Source organism: Streptomyces sp. NPDC048269, assembly GCF_040652395.1.
Taxonomy (GTDB): domain Bacteria; phylum Actinomycetota; class Actinomycetes; order Streptomycetales; family Streptomycetaceae; genus Streptomyces.
This window is the reverse complement of the sequence record NZ_JBEZLW010000020.1, coordinates 1-17,654: the sequence shown is the minus strand read 5'-3', so window position 1 is coordinate 17,654 and position 17,654 is coordinate 1. Positions and strand designations below refer to the sequence as shown.

Sequence of the window (17,654 nt, the reverse complement as noted above, 5' to 3'; positions counted from 1 at the left end):
GCACTGGCAATACAAGGTTCACTAAACGATCCAACCCCGGTTCAACAGGCACCGGACAAGGCGTTCCGTTATACGGAAACCGTAGCCTTGTCCGTTTCGAACCCTTTTCAACTTTCCCGTGTGACCGCCGCCACTCTCCGCCCGGCGGTTTGCCGTGCACATGATCACCGCCCTAGAGTCCCAGCCGTGCGTATCAAGTCGATGATCACCACTGTCACTGCCGTCACGGCTCTCCTCACCCTCACCGCCTGCGGAGGTGACGGGAGCGAAAGCCCGGCACTCGGCGGCATCAGCGGTGGCAACGAGGGCGTCCCCCAGAAGAACGGAGGGGCCGACGGATCGGCCCCCAAGAGCGGGACCGGCTTCAAGGGCCTGCCCAAGGCGGGGTCCATGGCCGGCGCCGCCCGCCTCATCAACGGATTCACCAAGTGCGACCAGGTCAGCCCCGAGAAGAACTCGAGCGAGGCCCCGGACGCCAAGTACGGAGCGACCTTCTCGGTCACCGAGCGCGGCTACTGCGGACGGCGCAACGTCACCTCCATCTTCATGATCAAGGACCCCAAGGCCTTCCAGACCGCCTACAAGGCCGAAGTCGACAAGGGTGAAGAGGGCGGAAACGTCAACAGCGGGCCCATCATCGGCCAGGACTTCGCCACCGGATCCGAGAGCGAAGAGGCCATGAGCGCCCTGCTCTCCCCGCAGAGCGGCCTGCTCATGCTGAACTGCCACGCGGGATTCAACCCGCCGAGCGGCTACCGGAAGGAGCCGGCTCTGGTGAAGGGCTGCGTCCTCACCGACTACTACAAGGACTGAGTGACGGAGCGGGGGCGGGGATCCGCCCCCGCCCCCTCCCCTCCACGCCTCAGCCCGACCACACGATCGACTGCATCTCGCTGTACGCGTGCAAGGCGTACGAGCCCACGTCACGGCCCACGCCCGACCGCTTGAAGCCGCCGAACGGCGCCTCCATGTTGCGGCCGATGGTGTTCACGCCCACCCCGCCCGCCCGCAGCCTCCGCGCCACGCGGAACGCGCGTGCCGAGTCCCCGGACCACACGTAGCTGAGCAGGCCGAAGTCGCTGTCGTTGGCCAGCTCGACGGCCTCGTCCTCGCCCCCGTCGAAGGGCACGACCACGACCACCGGGCCGAATATCTCCTCCCGGACCACCCGCATGTCGTTCGTGCAGTCCACCAGCAGCGTCGGCGCCACGTAGAAACCGCGGCCGTCCCCGACGACCGGGCGCTCGCCGCCGTACGCGATCCGCGCCCCTTCCTTCCGGCCCAGCTCGATGTACGACTCCACGCGGTCCCGGTGCGCCGCCGAGATCACCGGGCCCACCACCGTGCCCCGCTCACCCGGGGCGCCGACCTTCATGAAGCCCAGGTAGCCGGTCAGCTTCTCGACCAGCTGCCCGTAGACCGACCGGTGCACGATCACCCGGGTCGGAGCCGTGCATATCTGCCCGGAGTAGAAGGAGAACGTCGTCCCGATCCCCATCACCGCCGCGTCCAGGTCGGCGTCCTCCAGGACGATCGCCGCGCCCTTGCCGCCCAGCTCCATCAGCTGCCGCTTCATCGTCCGGCCGCAGACCTCCGCGATGCGCTGGCCGACGCCCGTGGAGCCGGTGAAGGACACCATGTCCACGTACGGGGAGTCCACGGCGGCCTCGCCGACCTCCACCGACTGCCCGCTCACCACGTTCACCACGCCCGCCGGGACCCCGGCCTCCGCGAGCGCCCCGGCCATCTTGAACACCGACAGCGGATCCTGCGGGGCCGGCTTGACCACCACCGTGTTGCCCATCGCCAGGGCGGGGGCGACCTTGCCCGCCGGATTCGCCCACGGGTTGTTGTACGAGGTGATGCAGGTGACCACGCCGACCGGCTGACGCACCTCCAGGGCCCCGAGAACACTCGCCTTCCCCATCGGGCCGGCCTCGGTGACCTGCGGCGGAAGACCCCGCTCCACCGGCTCCAGGGCGCCCTTCGCATACCGCCGGAAGCGCGCGACCCCGACGCCGACCTGCATCCCGCGCGCGATTCCGGCCGGCGCGCCCGTCTCCGCCTGGGCCAGGGCCGCCCACGGCTCGAACTCCCGCTGGATGATGTCCGCGGCCCGGTCGAGGATCGCCGCCCGCTCCTCCGGCCTCGTACGGGACCACGCACCGAAGGCCTCGGCCGCGGCGCGCGCCGCCTCCTCGACCTGGGCGCGCGAGGCCTCGGGCGCGAGCCCGACCACCGACTCGTCCGCCGGGTCGATCACCTCGTAGTGCCCGCCGTCGGGCTGCACCCACTCGCCGCCGATGAAGAGCCTTTGGGCTTCGGTCACTCCGGTCGCGTCTGTCACCGCGTGCTCACCGTCCTCGTGTCCCGGCCCGACCGGAGCACGATGCCCGGAACCGCTCCCGTCACCTCGTCGTCGCGGATGGTCTCCACGCCGTTGACCCGTACCGAGACGATCCCGATGGCCCGCGCGTCCAGCCGCGGACTGTCCCCCGGCAGGTCGTGGACCAGCGTCGCCGGGGCGGCCTCGATGCGCTCCGGATCGAAGAGCACCAGGTCCGCGTGGTAGCCCTCGGCTATGCGGCCGCGCCCGCGCAGCCCGAACAGCTGGGCCGGGTCGTCGGTGAGCATCCGTACCGCCTGCTCCAGCGGCACGAGCTTGCGGCCGCGCAGGCAGTCACCGAGGAACCGGGTCGTGTACGGAGCGCCGCACATCCGGTCCAGGTGCGCGCCCGCGTCGGAGCCGCCGAGCATGACGTCCTCGTGCTGCCACGTCTCGGCGCGCAGCGCCCAGCTCGCGGGGTCGTTGTCGGTGGGCATCGGCCAGAGGACCGTACGGAGGTCGTCGTTGGCGCAGATTTCCACCAGGCAGTGGAAGGGGTCCTGGCCGCGATCGGCCGCGATGTCGCCCACGACGCGGCCGGAGAGGCCCTCGTTCTCCTTGCTGTACGTGTCACCGATGACGTAGCGGCCGAAGTGGGCGAGGCGGCGGAAGACGCCGGCCTCCTTGCTGTCGGCGCGGCGCAGCATCTCGGCCCGCACGTCCGCGTCCCGCAGCTTCGCGATCCGCTCGGGGACGGGCAGTCCGAGGACCTCGCCCCAGCCGGGGATGAGGTTGAGCGCGCAGAACGTGCCGAGCGACATGTTCATGGGGGTGAGGATGGGCATCGTCAGCGCGACGATGCGGCCGCCCGCCTTGCGGGCGCGTTCGCTCGGCACGAGCTGGCGCGGGACGCGTTCGGGTACGGAGGCGTCGATGGTGAGGACGTTCCAGTTCAGGGGGCGGCCGGCGGCGGCGCTCATCTCGACGAACAGGTCGATCTCCGCGTCGGAGAACTGGTCGAGGCAGCCCGCGACGATCGCCTCCAGCTGGGTGCCCTCGTGTTCGGCGACCGCCTCGGCCAGGGCGAGGAGTTCGGCGGGCTCGGCGTGCCGGGAGGCGACGGGGGCGCCGGAGCCGTCGGAGTGGGTCGAGGACTGGGTGGTGGACAGGCCCCAGGCGCCGGCGTCCATGGCCTCGTGGAAGAGGTCGAGCATCTGCTGGAGCTGCTCGGGGGTCGGCCGGCCGCCGACGGCGTCCGGGCCCATCACGTACCGGCGCAGGGCGCAATGCCCCACCATGAACCCGGCGTTGACGGCGATCCGGCCGTCGAGGGCGTCGAGGTACTCGCCGAAGCTGGACCACGTCCAGTCGACGCCCTCCTCCAGGGCCTTGAGGGCCATCCCCTCGACCTTGGACATCATGCGGCGGGTGTAGTCGGCGTCTTCCGGGCGGTCCGGGTTGAGCGGGGCCAGGGTGAAACCGCAGTTTCCACCGGCGACGGTGGTGACGCCGTGGTTCATGGAGGGGGTGGCGTACGGGTCCCAGAAGAGCTGGGCGTCGTAGTGCGTGTGGGGGTCGATGAAACCGGGGGTGAGGACGAGGCCGGTGGCGTCCTCGCTGGTGCGGGCTTCTTCGGTGACGGTGCCGGGTGCGGCGATGACGGCGATCCGGCCGTCGCGCAGGCCGATGTCTGCGACGCGGGCGGGGGCGCCGGTGCCGTCCACGACGGTGGCGCCCTTGATCAGGTGGTCGAGCATGACGTCCCTTCTCCGGTGCGATGCGGTCACGCGCGGCGCCGCCACTTGGGTTTGCCTCCGGCGGCGCCTCAAACGCCGGCGGGGCTGATTCAGCCTCGCCGGCGTTTGAGGCGCGGGGGTTCGGGGGCAGCGCCCCCGCAGCGGCGCCGCACCCGCAGGGCGGAGCCCCCGCGCCCCGTACCGGGGCCTTGGGGACCGGGCCCAGGCTCCGCAGGCCCCGCCCCCTGCCGAAGCCAAGCGCTAAGCGGCCTCGCGGAAGCGCGTCGTGCGGTGGACCGGGTCCGTGTCGATCTCCGGGATCACGTGCTCCCCGATGAGCTTGATCGTGGTCATCGTGTCCTCGTACGACACCCCGGTGGGCAGGCCGAAGGACAGCTGGTCCGCGCCCGCCTGCTCCCAGCGCTTGCACTGCTGGCGGACCTCCGACGGGTCGCCGCAGATCAACAGCTCCTCGGCGATCAGCAGCTCGATGATCTCCGCGTTGTACTCCGGCAGCAGCTCCGGCCACTGCGGGATGGCCTCCGGCCGCGGGAAGGTGTCGTGGTAGCGGAAGACCAGCGACTGGAAGCGGTTCATGTGGGCGTTGACGGCGATCTCGATCGCCTTGTCGTGGGTCTCGGCGCAGATCGCGGTCGAGGTGACCATGACGTTGTCGTTGACGAAGGCGCCGATGGCCTTCGCCTCCTGGATCGCCGTCTTGTACTGCTCCAGCACCCACTCCATGTCCGAGACCTTCTGGACGCTGAAGCCGAGGACGCCGAGGCCCTTCTTCGCCGCCATCGCGTACGAGGACGGGGACCCTGCGGCGTACCACATGGCCGGGTGCGCCTTGCCGTACGGCTTGGGGAACACCTTCCGCGGCGGCAGCGACCAGTGCTTGCCCTGGAACCCCTCGTACTCCTCCTGGAGGAACATCTTGGGGAACTCCGCGATGGTCTCCTCCCATATCTCCTTCGTGCCGTTCATGTCCTCGATGCCGGGCAGGAACCCGAGGATCTCGTGACTGCCCGCACCGCGGCCGGTGCCGAACTCGAAGCGGCCCTTGGAGAGGTGGTCGAGCATGGCGACCTTCTCGGCCACCTTCACCGGGTGGTTCACCGGGGCGAGCGGGTTGAAGATGCCGGAGCCGAGGTGGATCCGCTCGGTGGCGTGCGCGAGGTACCCGAGGAATACCTCGTTCGCCGAGAGGTGCGAGTACTCCTCCAGGAAGTGGTGCTCGGAGGCCCAGGCGTACTTGAAGCCCGACTTGTCTGCCTGGATGACGTACTCGGTCTCCTCGATCAGCGCCTTGTGCTCTGCCTCGGGGTCGACCTTGGACCGTGACTCGGCCACGTATCCCTGCACGAAGAGCCCGAATTCCAAGGGGGTTCACCGTCCTTTGATTTCTGACGTATCGTCAGATTTGATGTCTCGACTGTTCCATCGCGGGGGCGGGAGCGTCAATAGCTGACGCTCCATCAGATAGGCCGCACCCCTACAAGATGCTGACCCCCGCCATCCATCCGCCGTCGATGACGAACGGCTGGCCGGTGATGTACGAGGAGTCCTCGCTCGTCAGGAAGAGGGCGAGCTTCGCGATCTCCTCCGGCTGCCCCACCCGCCCCATCGGCACGACCCGCTTGTACAGGTCCGCCATCGCGTCCCTGGCCTCGTCGGTCATGTTCGCCGGGTCGAGCAGGCCGGGGTTGGCCATCGGGGTGTCCACGGCGCCCGGGCACATCGCGTTGACCCGGATCCCCTTGCCCGCCAGTTCCAGCGCGGCCACCCGGGTCAGGCCGAGGATGGCCGCCTTGGTCGCGGCGTACGTGCCGACGTACGCCATGCCCGTGAGGCCGGTGTACGAGGAGGTGTTGACGATCGTTCCGCCGCCGGCCGCCTCGATCTCGGGGGCGACCGACTTGATGCCGAGGAAGGCACCCACCTGGTTGACCTGGACCACCTGCTGGAACTCCTCCAGCGGGGTCGCGGTCAGCTCGTTGAAACGCAGGATGCCCGCGTTGTTGACCAGGCCGTCGACCGGGCCGAAGGCCTCCTTCGCGGCGGCGACCGCCCCCGCCCAGTCCTCCTCCCGGCTCACGTCGAGGCGTACGTACCGCGCCCGGTCCTCGCCTATCTCCTTGGCCACGGCGGCGCCCTGCTCGTCCAGTACGTCACCGAGGAGCACCCTGGCGCCCTCGGCGGCGAAGAGGCGGGCCTCCTGCTCGCCCTGGCCGCGTGCGGCCCCGGTGATGATCACGACCCGACCGTCCAGCTTGCCCATGGTCACGACTCCCAGTCGTTGAGAAGCGGGGCCACCTCGGCCCCGAAAGCGGTGATCTGGTCCACGAGTTCGGCGCGGTCGCGATTGCGGAACCGGACCTGGATCTGGTCGACCCCGAGCGCCTTGTACTCCCGCAGGGATTCGGCGAGCACCTCCGCCTTGCCGGTGAGGGCGCGGCGGCCGGTGTCCCAGCGGGGCTCGCCGACGTACAGCGGCTCGGTGATCGCGCCGAACTCGACGGGCCCGGTAACACCGGCCGCCTCGCGGAGCTCCTTGATGCGGGCGATCTGTGCCGGGAGCCTGTCGCGCGGGTCGCCCTGCGGGAGCCAGCCGTCGCCGCGGACGGCAGCCCGGCGCACGGCGGCGGCCGAGGAGCCGCCGACCCAGACGGGGATCCGCTCCTGGGCGGGCCGCGGCAGCTGGCCGAGGTCCTTGAAGGAGAACAGCTCGCCTTCGAACTCCGGGTACTCCTGCGGCCCCAGCGCCGCCCGCAACGCGTCGATGGTCTCGTCGAGGACGGCTCCGCGGCGGGCGAAGTCCACGCCGAGGACCTCGAACTCCTCCTGGACGTGCCCGGCGCCGACACCGAGGATCAGCCGGCCACCCGAGAGGTGGTCGAGGGTGGCGTACTGCTTGGCACTGATCAGCGGGTGGCGCAGGCCGAGGATCGCGACGTGGCTGAGCAGCCGCACGTTCTCGGTGATGCCGGCGAGGAAGGACAGGGTGGCCACCGGGTCGTACCAGACGGTGCTCATGGGTCCCGCGAGCCGGCGCGGGATGGCCACGTGGTCGCAGGTGGCGACGTACCCGAAGCCGGCCCGGTCGGCGGCCCGTGCCACCTCGGCGAGATCGGCCGCGGTGGCCGACGCCTCCCAGGGCTCGGCGTAGATGGTGCTCTGCGACTGGACCGGGAGCTGCATCCCGTAGACCAGTCGACCTTCCCGAAACACGCGCGCCATGCCGGACCCGCCTCGCCTTCACCTGCTTCGAATGCCGATTCGTCATATCGGTGCCGGGCCATCGTCGTAGCTGACGGTCCGTCAGGCAAGGGGTCCGACCGGTCCGGACCCGTCGATGTCGGTGGCGTCCGCTTCAATGCCGTCATGGACGAACAGGAAGAACTCCTCTCGGCCGTCCACCGCCTGGCCTGGCCGGGCACGGGCGATCTGGCGTGTGAGGAAGCGGGACATCCGGCGGGACACGTGTGTCTGACGCTGTCGGACGAGAACGACCCGGCCGCCCTCCAGGAGGCGCTCAGCGGCCGGTACGGACAGCCGCGCAACCTCGCCACGGGCGGGTACGCCGACCCGACCGTGACCGGGCGGACCGGGCTGCCGCTGCTGGCCCCGTTCGGCGAGCGGATCGTGGAGATGCGCGGCTGGGCACACGCGGGCCGGTGGATCGGCTGCGGCACCGCCCGCTTCGACGACGGCGTACGGCTCGTGGCGCTGGTCGCGGAACGCGAGGACCCGGCGGCGGACCTGGCCGAGGTGACGTCCTGGGTGGACGGGGTCGTCGCCGTCACGGGATGGGACACGACCCGCGCGCGTACGGTCGACTGGGCCGCGGTCGAGGCCCGGATCGGGACCGCGCTGCCCCGCGACTACAAGCGGCTCGCGGAGCTGTTCAGCCACGGCGCCTTCGACGGATACCTCCAACTCCACGTACCCGACGCCCGCTTCCGGAGCGACGACATAGTCCTGCACACCGAGTGGCTGGGCGAGTGGGCCAGGACGCACCGCAGCGGCCTGTGGGAGCCGTACGAGGTGTACCCGGTCCCCGGCGGGCTGCTGGAGTGGGCGGGATCCGAGCAGGCCCACCAGTTCTACTGGCTCACCGAGGGCCCGGACCCCGACCGGTGGCCCATCCTCGTGAAGGAGGACATCCCCGACTCGTGGAAGCGGTTCGACGGGACGACCGCCGAGTTCGTCTACCGCCTGCTCACCGACCCGCAGCACCCCTTCTCGACCGCCCGCTACTTCGACACCCACTGGTTCGAGAGCTACGACACCGCCTAAGGTGCGGCGGATGGACCTGATGCTCACGCTGGTCAGCGGGATCGCCTGGACCGTCGTGTACGTCGAGGCGATCCGCGTCGGGCTGCGCGACCGGACGTACGCGATGCCCGTCGCCGCGCTCGCGCTGAACTTCGCCTGGGAGTCGATCTACGCGGTCCGCGAATTCACGTCCGGGTCCGCCGGCGTCTCCGCCCAGGGCGTGGTGCACGTGGTGTGGGCGGCGGCAGACGTCGTGATCATCGCCACCTACCTGCGGTTCGGGCGGGCCGAACATCCGCGGTTCGTGACCCGTCCGCTCTTCGCCGCCTGGTCGGGCCTGGTGTTCGGCACCGCCTTCGCCGTGCAGGGGCTGTTCCTCGCCCACTTCGGGATGCACGACGCCACCCGCTACTCGGCGTTCCTGCAGAACCTGCTGATGTCCGGCCTGTTCATCGGCCTCTACGCCGCCCGGCAGGGGCCGCGCGGGCAGTCCCTGACCATCGCCGTCGCCAAGTGGCTGGGCACTCTGGCCCCGACGCTGCTGTTCGGCGTGCTGGAGGACTCGCCCTTCATCCTCGGGCTCGGCATCCTGTGCAGCGTCTTCGACCTGGTGTACATCGGGCTGCTGCTCCGGGACCGCCACCGCCCGGCCGGGGCCGGGGCGCCCTTCAGAAGCCTTCCGGACCCATCACGATGACCGGCTTCGCCGCCGGGTCGAGGGTCTCCAGGACCTTCTCCATCGCCTCCTTCGGAATGCCGACGCAGCCCTGGGAGGGGCCGTCGTGGTCCACGTGGAGCCAGATGTTGCCGCCCTTGGCCTCGCCCTCCGGCTTGACCGGGTCGAGGGGCGAGCGGCCCGGCCGGCGGTTGAAGTCGATGGCGACGACGTAGTCGAAGGACCCCGCCAGGGACTCGCCGTTCACCCCGCGCCCCGTGGCGACGAAGGCGCGGTCCTTGTCGTACGGGAGCCGGGTGCCCGGCGGCGGCGCCAGCAGACCGCCCGCGTCGGTCAGCGCGAACACGCCCTGCGGAGAGGTCAGGTCACCGTACGTGCGCTCCGTGGCCGTGGACCACCCCTTCGCGCCGTTGCGGGCCGGCCAGCTCTCGGCCCGCGCCCAGTCGGCGCCGGCCGCCGCGCGGGTGTAGAGCGTGGCGGTGGACTCCGAGGATTCCCGGGCCTTGCCGGTGACCAGGATGAGCTGGCGGGACTCGGCCGGGATCTTCGCCCGGGTCTGCTCACTGATGCCGGTCAGGCCCTGGAGGGCGTCCCGGCGGACGTCCCTCCGGGCGTCGCGCGCCGCGCGGTCCGAGCCCGGCGGCCGGTGGTCCGCCCGGGCCTGCGACACGCTGCCGACGGCCTTCTGGTCGACGGCGTAGACCCAGCCCGCCGCGAAGGTCAGCAGGACGAGGGTGGCGGCGACGGCCACCCGGCGGGACGTGACCGACGTCTTACGGGGTCGGGCAGGCGTGCGGGGACGGGAGCGGGCTCGGCGGTGCTTGCTCATTGAACCGACCGTACATCAGCCGGTCTTCAGCGCGGCTGAACGCCGCCCTGCCGCCGGGAGTCCGGCCGGACCTGCACCGCCGGGAAGCGGCCCCGTACCGTCAGGCCGCCGTCCGGCGCCGGGTTGGCCCGCGCGGTCAGCTCCGCCCCGTGCGCCCGCGCGATCGAGGCGACGATCGAGAGCCCCAACCCGGCACCCTCACCTGCGGTGTGCTGCCGTTCCGCGCGCCGCCGGAAGGGCTCCAGGAGCCTCGGTACATCAGCCGGTTCGATCACCGGCCCGGTGTTGGACACCGTCAGCTCCCCCTCGGCGGAGGTGGTCAGGGCGAGCCGCCCGCCCGCGCGGTTGTGACGTACGGCATTCGTCAGCAGGTTCCGGACCAGGTGGCCGAGCAGGGTCCGGTCACCCGTCACGGTCAGCGGGGCGAGGGTGCGCTCCACCGTCAGGCCCGGCTGCGGGCAGGCCGCCAGTTCGGCGGCGGCGAGCGCCGCGAGGTCCACCCGCTCGGTGGACTCCAGTCCCTCCTCCGACACCGCGAGGAGCAGCAGCGACTCGATCAGGTGCTCGCTGGAATCCGCGACGCCGATGAGCTTGGCGCGGATGGTGGCGACCCGCTCCGGTGACGGGTCCCCGGCCAGCCCGATCTCGGCCGCTGCCCGCTGCACGGCGAGCGGGGTGCGCAGCTCGTGCGCCGCGTTCGCCGCGAACCGGCGCTGGGCGGAGACCAGGTGTTCCATCCGGCCCAGCATCGCGTCGAAGGTGTCGGCGAGTTGCTTGAGCTCGCCGGGCGGGGCGTCGAGGGCGATCCGCTCGTCCAGGTTCTCTCCGGACAGCCGGCGGGCGGTCCCGGTGATCACGGCGACGGGGCGCAGCACCCGGCCGGCCATCCACCAGGCGAGCCAGATCGACAGCACGGCGAAGACTGCCAGCGCGATGAGCGAGACGACCAGCAGCCGGTGCTGGGTGGCCTCGGTGACGGCGTCCGACAGGTTGCGGGTGAGGGCGTACGACTTCAGCTGCTCCGGGCTGGGTTGCTCGCCCGGAGCCCTGGTCCGGGCGGGCTCGGCGCTGCGGCCCGGGTCCACGTCCACCCTCTCGCCGGCGCGCAGCGCGGGGCTGACGGTGCTGACGACCCCGCTGACGCTGGCGTACAGCCCCTGGCCGAGCAGGACGTACACCAGGGCCACCAGTCCGCCGCCCGCGAGGAGCAGCAGCGACCCGTACACGGCGGTGAGCCGGCCGCGCTCGGTGCGCGGGAAGACGGTCACGGTCATCGGGCGTCGATCCGGTAGCCCGCGCCCGGCACGGTCTCGATGAGCGGCGGCTCCCCCAGCTTCGCGCGGAGCTTGCTGAGCGTGACGCGGACCGCGTTGGTGGAGTAGCTGGTGTCCTCCTCCCACACCTCCTCGATGAGGTCGTCGTTGCTGACCACGGCGCCCTCGGCGCGCAGCAGCGCCTCCAGGACGGCGAACTCCTTGCGGGACAGGGCGAGCCGGCGCCCGTCCCGGGTGGCGCTGCGGCGCGCGGTGTCGACGGCGACCCCGGCGCGCTCCAGCACGGGCGGCAGGGCGGGGCGGGCGCGCCGGCCCAGTGCGAGGACGCGGGCGAGGAGCTCGTCATAGGCGAAGGGCTTGGTGAGGTAGTCGTCGGCGCCGAGGCCGAGGCCCTCGACGCGGTCCCGTACGGTCCCGGACGCGGTCAGCATCAGGACCCGCGTCAGCAGGCGCTCGCGCACCACCTGGCGGCAGACCTCGTCACCGTGCAGGCCGGGCAGGTCGCGGTCCAGGACGAGGACGTCGTACGCGCCCATGCGCAGCCGCTCCAGGGTTTGCAGGCCGTCGCTCGCCTCGTCGACGGCGAGCGCGTCGCGGCGCAGCCCTTCGGCGATCATCTCCCGGAGGAATTCCTCGTCCTCCACCACCAGTACGCGCATGCCGTCCTCTTTACCGGAGATCGGTATTTCGGCGTTGTAAGCACGGTGCGAGAGGGAAGCGAAAGGCCCCTTTACCGCAGGGTCGGGCCCATGAAGCGATCCCTCATCATGACCACGGCCGCGGTCGTCACCGGCCTCACCCTCGCCGTCACGGGCTGCGCGAACGGCGCGGCCGACGGAGCCGGCGGATCCGACGGGAAGAAGGACGGTGCCGGAGCCGGCACGAACAGCGGCTCGGGCACCGACGCGGACAATGCCGTGAAGATGCGCCAGTGCCTGCGCGAGCACGGCATAGACGCGCCCGACCCCAAGCCCGGCCAGGACCCGCGCGGGATGACAGTGGGCGGCGGCGTGGACCCGGAGAAGATGCAGGAGGCCATGAAGGCCTGCGGGATGGGCGGCCCCGGCTCGGGCAAGGAGCCCACCCAGGAGGAGAAGGACAAGGAACTCAAGTGGATCCGCTGCATGCGCGAGAACGGGGTCCAGCTCAAGGACCCTGAGTACCGCGGGGGCATGCGCACCGGCATCGAAGTCCCGCCGGGCCAGGAGAAGGCCTTCGAGGACGCCCGGAAGAAGTGCGAAGCGGCCCGGTCGTGAGGAAGCGCGGGAAGTGGCTGCTGACCTCGCTGGCCGTCGTACTCGCGGCCTCCGGCGGCGGCTACGCGGTGAAGGCCGCCCAGCCCGGGTCGCAGGACTCCGCGCGGGAGCAGCGCGGCGACGGCCTGCCGCCGGCCACCGCGCCGGTGCGGCGCGGCGACCTCAGCTCGGGCATCCAGGTGGAGGGCACCCTCGGCTACGCGCAGGAGCGCAAGGTCAACGGGGCCGGACCGGGCGTGCTGACCTGGGTCGCCGGAGAGGGCACGGCGGTCGAGCGGGACGGGCGCCTGTACGAGGTCAACGGCAAGGCGGTGCGGCTCATGTACGGGTCCACGCCGATGTACCGGCCGCTGAAGGCCGGGGACAAGGGCGAGGACGTCAAGCAGCTGAAGCGCAACCTCCAGGCCCTGGGGTACGGGACCGGGCTGGACGCCGACGACCCCGCCTTCACGGCGGGTACGGCGACGGCGGTCAAGCGCTGGCAGAAGGCCCACAAGGCGCCGGAGACGGGCGAGGTCGCGAAGGAGGACATCGCCTTCGCCTCCGGCCCGCAGCGGGTACGGAAGAACGACGCGGCGGTCGGTGACGAGCCGGGGCCGGGCAAGCCGGTGATGACGCTGACGGGTACCGAGCGGATCGTCCGCTTCCCGATGGACGCGGCGAAGGCGGGTGCGGCGAAGACCGGCGACAAGGTCACCGTGCGGCTGCCGGGCGGAGCGTCCGCCACCGGAAGGATCGACTCGGTGGGGAACGCGGCGGGACCGGACGAACAGAAGGACGGCGGGGGCGGCGGGGGCGGCGGCGGCGACAAGAAGGCAAAGGTCGAGGTGGTCGTCACCTTCGACGACCCCACCGCGGTCAACGCCCCTGACCAGTCCCCGGTGTCGGTCGGCCTGACGGGCGAGACCCGCAAGGGGGTGCTCTCCGTACCGGTCAACGCGCTGCTGGCGTTGGCCGGCGGCGGCTTCGGCGTCCAGGTCGTGGAAGACGGCAGGCCGCGCGAGGTCGAGGTGGAACTGGGCATGTTCGGCAACGGCCGGGTCGAGGTGACAGGCGACGCCCTCAAGGAGGGCATGCAGGTGGGGATACCGAAGCTGTGACGCACGAAGCTGTGACGCACGCGCATCCCGTGGTCGAACTGACCGGGGTCACCAAGGAGTATCCGGGCGGGGTCGCGGCCCTGCGCGGGGTCGACCTGACCGTCACGAGCGGCGAACTCCTCGCCGTCGTCGGCCCGTCCGGATCGGGGAAGTCCACCCTGCTGCACATCGTCGGCACCCTGGACCGGCCGACGGCGGGCGGTGTGCGGATCGCCGGTCACGACATCGCGGCCCCGTCGGACCGCTCGCTGTCGGCGCTGCGCTCCCGGCACGTCGGCTTCGTCTTCCAGTCCTTCCACCTGGTGCCGGGGCTCAGCGCCCGGGCGAACGTCGCCGAGGGGCTGCTGTACTCGGGCCTCTCGCGGGCCGAGCGCGGCCGCCGGGCGGAGCGGGCCCTGGAACGGGTCGGCCTCGGCGACCGGATGGACCACCGGCCGCACGAGCTGTCCGGCGGGCAGAAACAGCGCGTGGCGATCGCCCGGGCGGTGGCGGGCGCGCCGGACCTGCTGCTGGCCGACGAGCCGACGGGTGCCCTGGACACGGCGTCCGGGGAGTCGGTGATGGAGCTGCTGCACGAGCTGAACCGGGGCGGGGCCACCATCGCCGTGATCACCCACGACGCCGAGATCGCGGCGAGCCTGCCCCGGCAGGTGCGGATCCGGGACGGGGAGATCGTGGCGGACGTACGGAACCCGGACGCGCGCGATGCGGGCGCCCACGGTGCGGGCGCGCGGAACGCGGCGGAGGTGGCGTGATGGGGCGCCGTACGAGGACGCGTACGGGGACCCGTGCGCGCAAACTGTCCCCGCCGAGGCTGTCCCCCCGGGACGTCCTGCACGTCGGATCGGCGGGCCTGCGCGCGCGCCCGATGCGGGTGTTCCTCTCCGCGCTCGGCATCGCCATCGGCATCGCGACGATGATCGCGGTGGTGGGGATCTCGTCGTCCAGTCAGGCCAAGCTGCTGCGCGAGCTCGACAGGCTCGGCACGAACATGCTGGTCGTGACGCCGGGCACGGGGATGTTCAGCGGCCAGGACACCAAGCTGCCCAAGGACTCTCCCGGCATGGTCTCCCGGATCGAGGGGGTCGAGTCGGTCGGCACCACCGGGGACGTGGGCGAGTCCGTACGCCGGTCGGAGAACATCCCTGAGGAGGAGACGGGCGGGGTCGTGCTGAAGGCGGCCAAGGACGACCTGCTGGGCACCCTGCGCGCGCGGATGGGCAGTGGCACCTGGCTCAACGGGGCCACCGGGCGCTATCCGGCCGTGGTGCTCGGCGATGTCTCCGCCCGGCGCCTGGGCATCACCGCGCCCGGCCAGCAAGTGTTCATCGGCGGCCGGTACTTCACGGTCATCGGCATCCTGGCGCCGGTCCCGCTGGCCCCGGAGATCGAGCGCTCCGCCCTGATCGGCTGGGACGCGGCCGAGGGGCTCCTGGGCTTCGACGGGCATCCGACGGCGGTGTACGAACGGTCGGCGGACGACCGGGTGGCGGAGGTGCGCAGCCTGATCGCCCAGACCGCCAACCCGCAGACCCCGAGCGCGGTCGCGGTCACCGATCCGTCGGCGGCGCTCCAGGCGAAGGCGGCCACGGAGGGCGCCTTCAGCACGCTGCTGCTGGGCCTGGGCGGGATCGCCCTGCTGGTGGGCGGGGTCGGAGTCGCCAACACCATGATCATCTCGGTGCTGGAGCGCCGCCACGAGATCGGCCTGCGCCGATCCCTGGGCGGCACGAAGGGCCAGATCCGGATCCAGTTCGTGACGGAGTCCCTGCTCCTGTCCGGACTCGGCGGCCTGGCGGGCATCGCCCTGGGCGCGGCGGCCACGGCGGTGTACGCCCGGACCGGCGACCTCCCCTGGGTGGTCCCCCTCTGGTCGGTGACCGGCGGCTTCGCGTCCACCCTGGTGATCGGCACCCTGGCCGGCCTCTATCCGGCGGTGCGCGCGGCCCGCCTGTCCCCGACGCTGGCACTGGCGGCGGCGTGAGGCCTGCCCCTGGGAGGGATCACCGGCGTACGCTGATTCGATGCGAACTCCACGTCACGCAGCGCGTGTTGTCATCCTGTCCCCCGCCGGGTCGGTGTTCCTCTTCCGCGAGGACAACGTGGAAGTCGGCATCCACTGGCTGCCGCCCGGCGGCGGAATGGACCCCGGCGAGAGCCCCGAGGAGTGCGTACGGCGGGAGCTCCGCGAGGAGACCGGCTGGACCGACCTGGAGCCCGGGCGGCTGCTGTGCACGTGGGAGCACGACTTCACGCACCAGGGGATCCCGGTCCGCCAGCACGAGCACATCTACCTCACGACGGGCCCGCGCCGCGAGCCGGTCCTGGAGTACCCCGGCATCCACTGGCAGTGGCTCTCCCAGGAGCGCCTGGCCACCCTCGGCGAACCCCTGTGGCCGCCACGCCTGCCGGACCTCTTGGCGAACGCTCCGGCGGAGCCGGTTCACTTTGGGCTGCTGGCGTAGGGGGGGTGGCTCGGGCGGGGTGGCTCGGGCGGGGCCTGACCCCGGGGGCGGGACGGGCCCCGGGGGCGGCCTGACTCGGGGGCGGGACGGACCTCGGGGGCAGTTTGACCCCAGGGAGGCCTGACTCGGGGGCGGGAGGGACCCCAGGGGCGGGACGGGCCCGCACGGGCCCGCACCGGCGACGCTCGGGGTCAGCGCTTGGCGGTGGTCGCCTTGGCGTACAGCGAGGCCGCATAGTCGCCGAGGACGGTGCTGGTCGACACGTCGTCGGTGTCGCCGCCCGTGAGGATGCCGATGATCTTGCCGTCGCGGGCGATCCACGCGCTGCCGCTGGTGCCGCCCGGGAAGTCGGCGCAGTCGAAGCGCTGTTCGGTCGCGCTTTCGCGGACGGTGACCGCCGTGCAGGTACGGGGAACCTTGCGGTCGGCGGGGTATCCGGTGACGGTGACCTCCTCGCCCGCGCGGCCGCTGGTGTCGAGCACGGCCGCGCCGGTCACGCTCTCGATGGTGCGGCCCTTGGCGTCGGGGGCGACGCGGGCGAAGGCGAGGTCGTAGTCGTCGTCGGTGCCCTCGGCCCAGCGGTCGTCCTCGAAGACTTCTTCCAGCTTCCATGTGCCGTACGGGGCCATGCCGTTCGCGTACGCAGGCGCGAACACGGCGGTCCCGCCGCCTTGTTGTCCGGCGAGGAGGCAGTGCCCGGCGGTGACGATCAGGTTTCCACCCGGGCTGTGCACGACGGTGGCCGTGCAGAAGTGGTCGCTGTCCAGACCGTCCGTGAAGAGGGCCCCTGTGAAGGCGGCGGGCCCCCCGGGCGGGGGCGTGACGGCAGGCGGCAGCGCACCCCCGGGCGGGGTGGAGAGCTGAGGCTTCGCCGCTTGCGAACGCGACGGAGCGGTCGGCGATCCCGTCGGCCCGGCCTTCGCCCGCACGGGCGCAGCCCCGTCGGGCGGCGGCACCAGCTCGGCCACCGCGGCGGAGGCCCCCAGAGCCGCCGCAGCACACAGCACCGCTGTCACCAGGGTCCGCTTGTCCACCGGCATGATGATCCCTCCGCTTTGCCCCGGCGAAGCATGCCCCGGAGTCGGGCCCGGTCGCAAGGTGCGGGGCGTTGGGGCGGCGGGTTTCGGAGGCGGCGTAAGGGACGTTGGCCGGGACGTGGGTCGGGACGTGGGTCGGGGCGTTGGTCGGGGACGTGGGTCGGGGACGTGGGTCGGGGACGTGGGTCGGGGACTTCGGGGGGCGGGACCTCAGCGGGCGGCGGCAGAGACGCGGGGCGGTGGCTTCGGGCGGCAGGACCCCAGCGGGGCGGCGGCAGAGACGCGGGGCGGTGGCTTCGGGCGGCAGGACCCCAGCGGGGCGGCGGCAGAGACGCGGGGCGGGGCTACGGGCGGCAGGACCCCAGCGGAGCGGCATCAGAGACGCGGGGCGGTGGCTTCGGGCGGCAGGACCCCAGCGGGGCGGCATCAGAGACGCGGGGCGCTACGGGCGACAGGACCCCAGCGGAGCGGCATCAGAGACGCGGGGCGGGGCTACGGGCGACAGGACCCCAGCGGAGCGGCATCAGAGACGCGGGGCGGTGGCTTCGGGCGGCAGGACCCCAGCGGGGCGGCGTCAGAGACGCGGGGCGGTGGCTTCGGTGGTGCGGGAGCCGCTTACTCCGGATCAGGGTGGGGCTGGGGGTTTCCCGTCCGTCCCATCGTCTTCCGGGTCGGGC

The 17,654-nt window shown here is 72.1% G+C and carries 17 protein-coding genes; 8 read left to right on the top strand and 9 right to left on the bottom strand.

Annotated elements, in window-relative coordinates; genetic code table 11:
* Positions 1 to 186: 186 nt before the first annotated feature.
* The gene (locus tag AB0D48_RS21990; RefSeq protein WP_362399345.1) at positions 187 to 813 is read left to right on the top strand and encodes a hypothetical protein; all 627 of its coding nucleotides are present in this window, start codon (positions 187 to 189) and stop codon (positions 811 to 813) included.
* 49 nt (positions 814 to 862) lie between these two features.
* Here the strand turns inward: AB0D48_RS21990 and AB0D48_RS21985 are convergent, their stop codons facing one another.
* The 5 genes from AB0D48_RS21985 to AB0D48_RS21965 all read right to left on the bottom strand — a co-directional run bounded on the left by AB0D48_RS21985 (position 863) and on the right by AB0D48_RS21965 (position 7,302).
* Entirely contained in the window at positions 863 to 2,329 is a 1,467-nt protein-coding gene (locus AB0D48_RS21985) for an aldehyde dehydrogenase family protein (RefSeq protein ID WP_362399580.1), read from the bottom strand.
* A gap of 14 nt (positions 2,330 to 2,343) precedes the next feature.
* Positions 2,344 to 4,083, bottom strand: a complete 1,740-nt coding sequence (locus AB0D48_RS21980) for a D-aminoacylase (protein WP_362399342.1) — start codon at positions 4,081 to 4,083, stop codon at positions 2,344 to 2,346.
* Positions 4,084 to 4,323: 240 nt separating this feature from the next.
* Positions 4,324 to 5,445, bottom strand: coding sequence for an LLM class flavin-dependent oxidoreductase (locus AB0D48_RS21975; protein WP_362399339.1), 1,122 nt, complete (start codon positions 5,443 to 5,445; stop codon positions 4,324 to 4,326).
* 112 nt (positions 5,446 to 5,557) lie between these two features.
* A complete protein-coding gene (locus AB0D48_RS21970; protein WP_362399336.1) occupies positions 5,558 to 6,343 on the bottom strand; it encodes a glucose 1-dehydrogenase in 786 nt (261 codons plus the stop codon).
* 2 nt (positions 6,344 to 6,345) lie between these two features.
* Positions 6,346 to 7,302, bottom strand: coding sequence for a TIGR03619 family F420-dependent LLM class oxidoreductase (locus tag AB0D48_RS21965; protein WP_362399333.1), 957 nt, complete (start codon positions 7,300 to 7,302; stop codon positions 6,346 to 6,348).
* Positions 7,303 to 7,446: 144 nt separating this feature from the next.
* On the opposite strand from AB0D48_RS21965, the gene AB0D48_RS21960 reads away from it, so the two are divergent.
* On the top strand, positions 7,447 to 8,361 hold the full coding sequence (locus AB0D48_RS21960; RefSeq protein ID WP_362399330.1) for a hypothetical protein: 915 nt from the start codon (positions 7,447 to 7,449) through the stop codon (positions 8,359 to 8,361).
* Between the two features lie 10 nt (positions 8,362 to 8,371).
* Positions 8,372 to 9,037 carry a hypothetical protein gene (locus AB0D48_RS21955; RefSeq protein WP_362399327.1) on the top strand — a complete coding sequence of 222 codons (666 nt, stop codon included), beginning with the start codon at positions 8,372 to 8,374 and terminating at the stop codon, positions 9,035 to 9,037.
* Here the strand turns inward: AB0D48_RS21955 and AB0D48_RS21950 are convergent.
* From AB0D48_RS21950 to AB0D48_RS21940, 3 genes are read right to left on the bottom strand one after another with little or no spacing between them, the layout of a single operon-like run.
* Positions 9,009 to 9,845 carry a hypothetical protein gene (locus AB0D48_RS21950; protein WP_362399324.1) on the bottom strand — a complete coding sequence of 279 codons (837 nt, stop codon included), beginning with the start codon at positions 9,843 to 9,845 and terminating at the stop codon, positions 9,009 to 9,011. The genes AB0D48_RS21955 and AB0D48_RS21950 overlap by 29 nt on opposite strands.
* Before the next feature lie 26 nt (positions 9,846 to 9,871).
* Positions 9,872 to 11,119: an ATP-binding protein gene (locus AB0D48_RS21945; protein ID WP_362399321.1), complete on the bottom strand. Its 1,248-nt coding sequence runs from the start codon at positions 11,117 to 11,119 to the stop codon at positions 9,872 to 9,874.
* A complete protein-coding gene (locus AB0D48_RS21940) occupies positions 11,116 to 11,778 on the bottom strand; it encodes a response regulator transcription factor (RefSeq protein WP_362399318.1) in 663 nt (220 codons plus the stop codon). Before AB0D48_RS21940 ends, AB0D48_RS21945 begins: the two co-directional genes overlap by 4 nt.
* Positions 11,779 to 11,868: 90 nt before the next feature.
* Between AB0D48_RS21940 and AB0D48_RS21935 the strand changes: the two genes are divergently transcribed.
* The 5 genes from AB0D48_RS21935 to AB0D48_RS21915 are packed head-to-tail and all read left to right on the top strand — an operon-like array spanning position 11,869 to position 15,940.
* Positions 11,869 to 12,375 (top strand): hypothetical protein, encoded by a 507-nt coding sequence (locus AB0D48_RS21935; protein ID WP_362399313.1) that lies wholly within the window; start codon positions 11,869 to 11,871, stop codon positions 12,373 to 12,375.
* Positions 12,372 to 13,475 carry a peptidoglycan-binding protein gene (locus tag AB0D48_RS21930; protein ID WP_362399310.1) on the top strand — a complete coding sequence of 368 codons (1,104 nt, stop codon included), beginning with the start codon at positions 12,372 to 12,374 and terminating at the stop codon, positions 13,473 to 13,475. The genes AB0D48_RS21935 and AB0D48_RS21930 overlap by 4 nt, the downstream gene beginning before the upstream one ends.
* Positions 13,476 to 13,504: 29 nt before the next feature.
* A complete protein-coding gene (locus AB0D48_RS21925; RefSeq protein WP_362399577.1) occupies positions 13,505 to 14,230 on the top strand; it encodes an ABC transporter ATP-binding protein in 726 nt (241 codons plus the stop codon).
* Positions 14,230 to 15,459, top strand: coding sequence for an ABC transporter permease (locus AB0D48_RS21920; RefSeq protein ID WP_362399307.1), 1,230 nt, complete (start codon positions 14,230 to 14,232; stop codon positions 15,457 to 15,459). Before AB0D48_RS21925 ends, AB0D48_RS21920 begins: the two co-directional genes overlap by 1 nt.
* A 40-nt stretch (positions 15,460 to 15,499) precedes the next feature.
* Positions 15,500 to 15,940, top strand: a complete 441-nt coding sequence (locus tag AB0D48_RS21915) for an NUDIX domain-containing protein (RefSeq protein WP_362399304.1) — start codon at positions 15,500 to 15,502, stop codon at positions 15,938 to 15,940.
* A gap of 191 nt (positions 15,941 to 16,131) precedes the next feature.
* On the opposite strand, the gene AB0D48_RS21910 is transcribed toward AB0D48_RS21915, so the two are convergent.
* Entirely contained in the window at positions 16,132 to 16,980 is an 849-nt protein-coding gene (locus AB0D48_RS21910) for a trypsin-like peptidase domain-containing protein (RefSeq protein WP_362399301.1), read from the bottom strand.
* Positions 16,981 to 17,654: the final 674 nt, after the last annotated feature.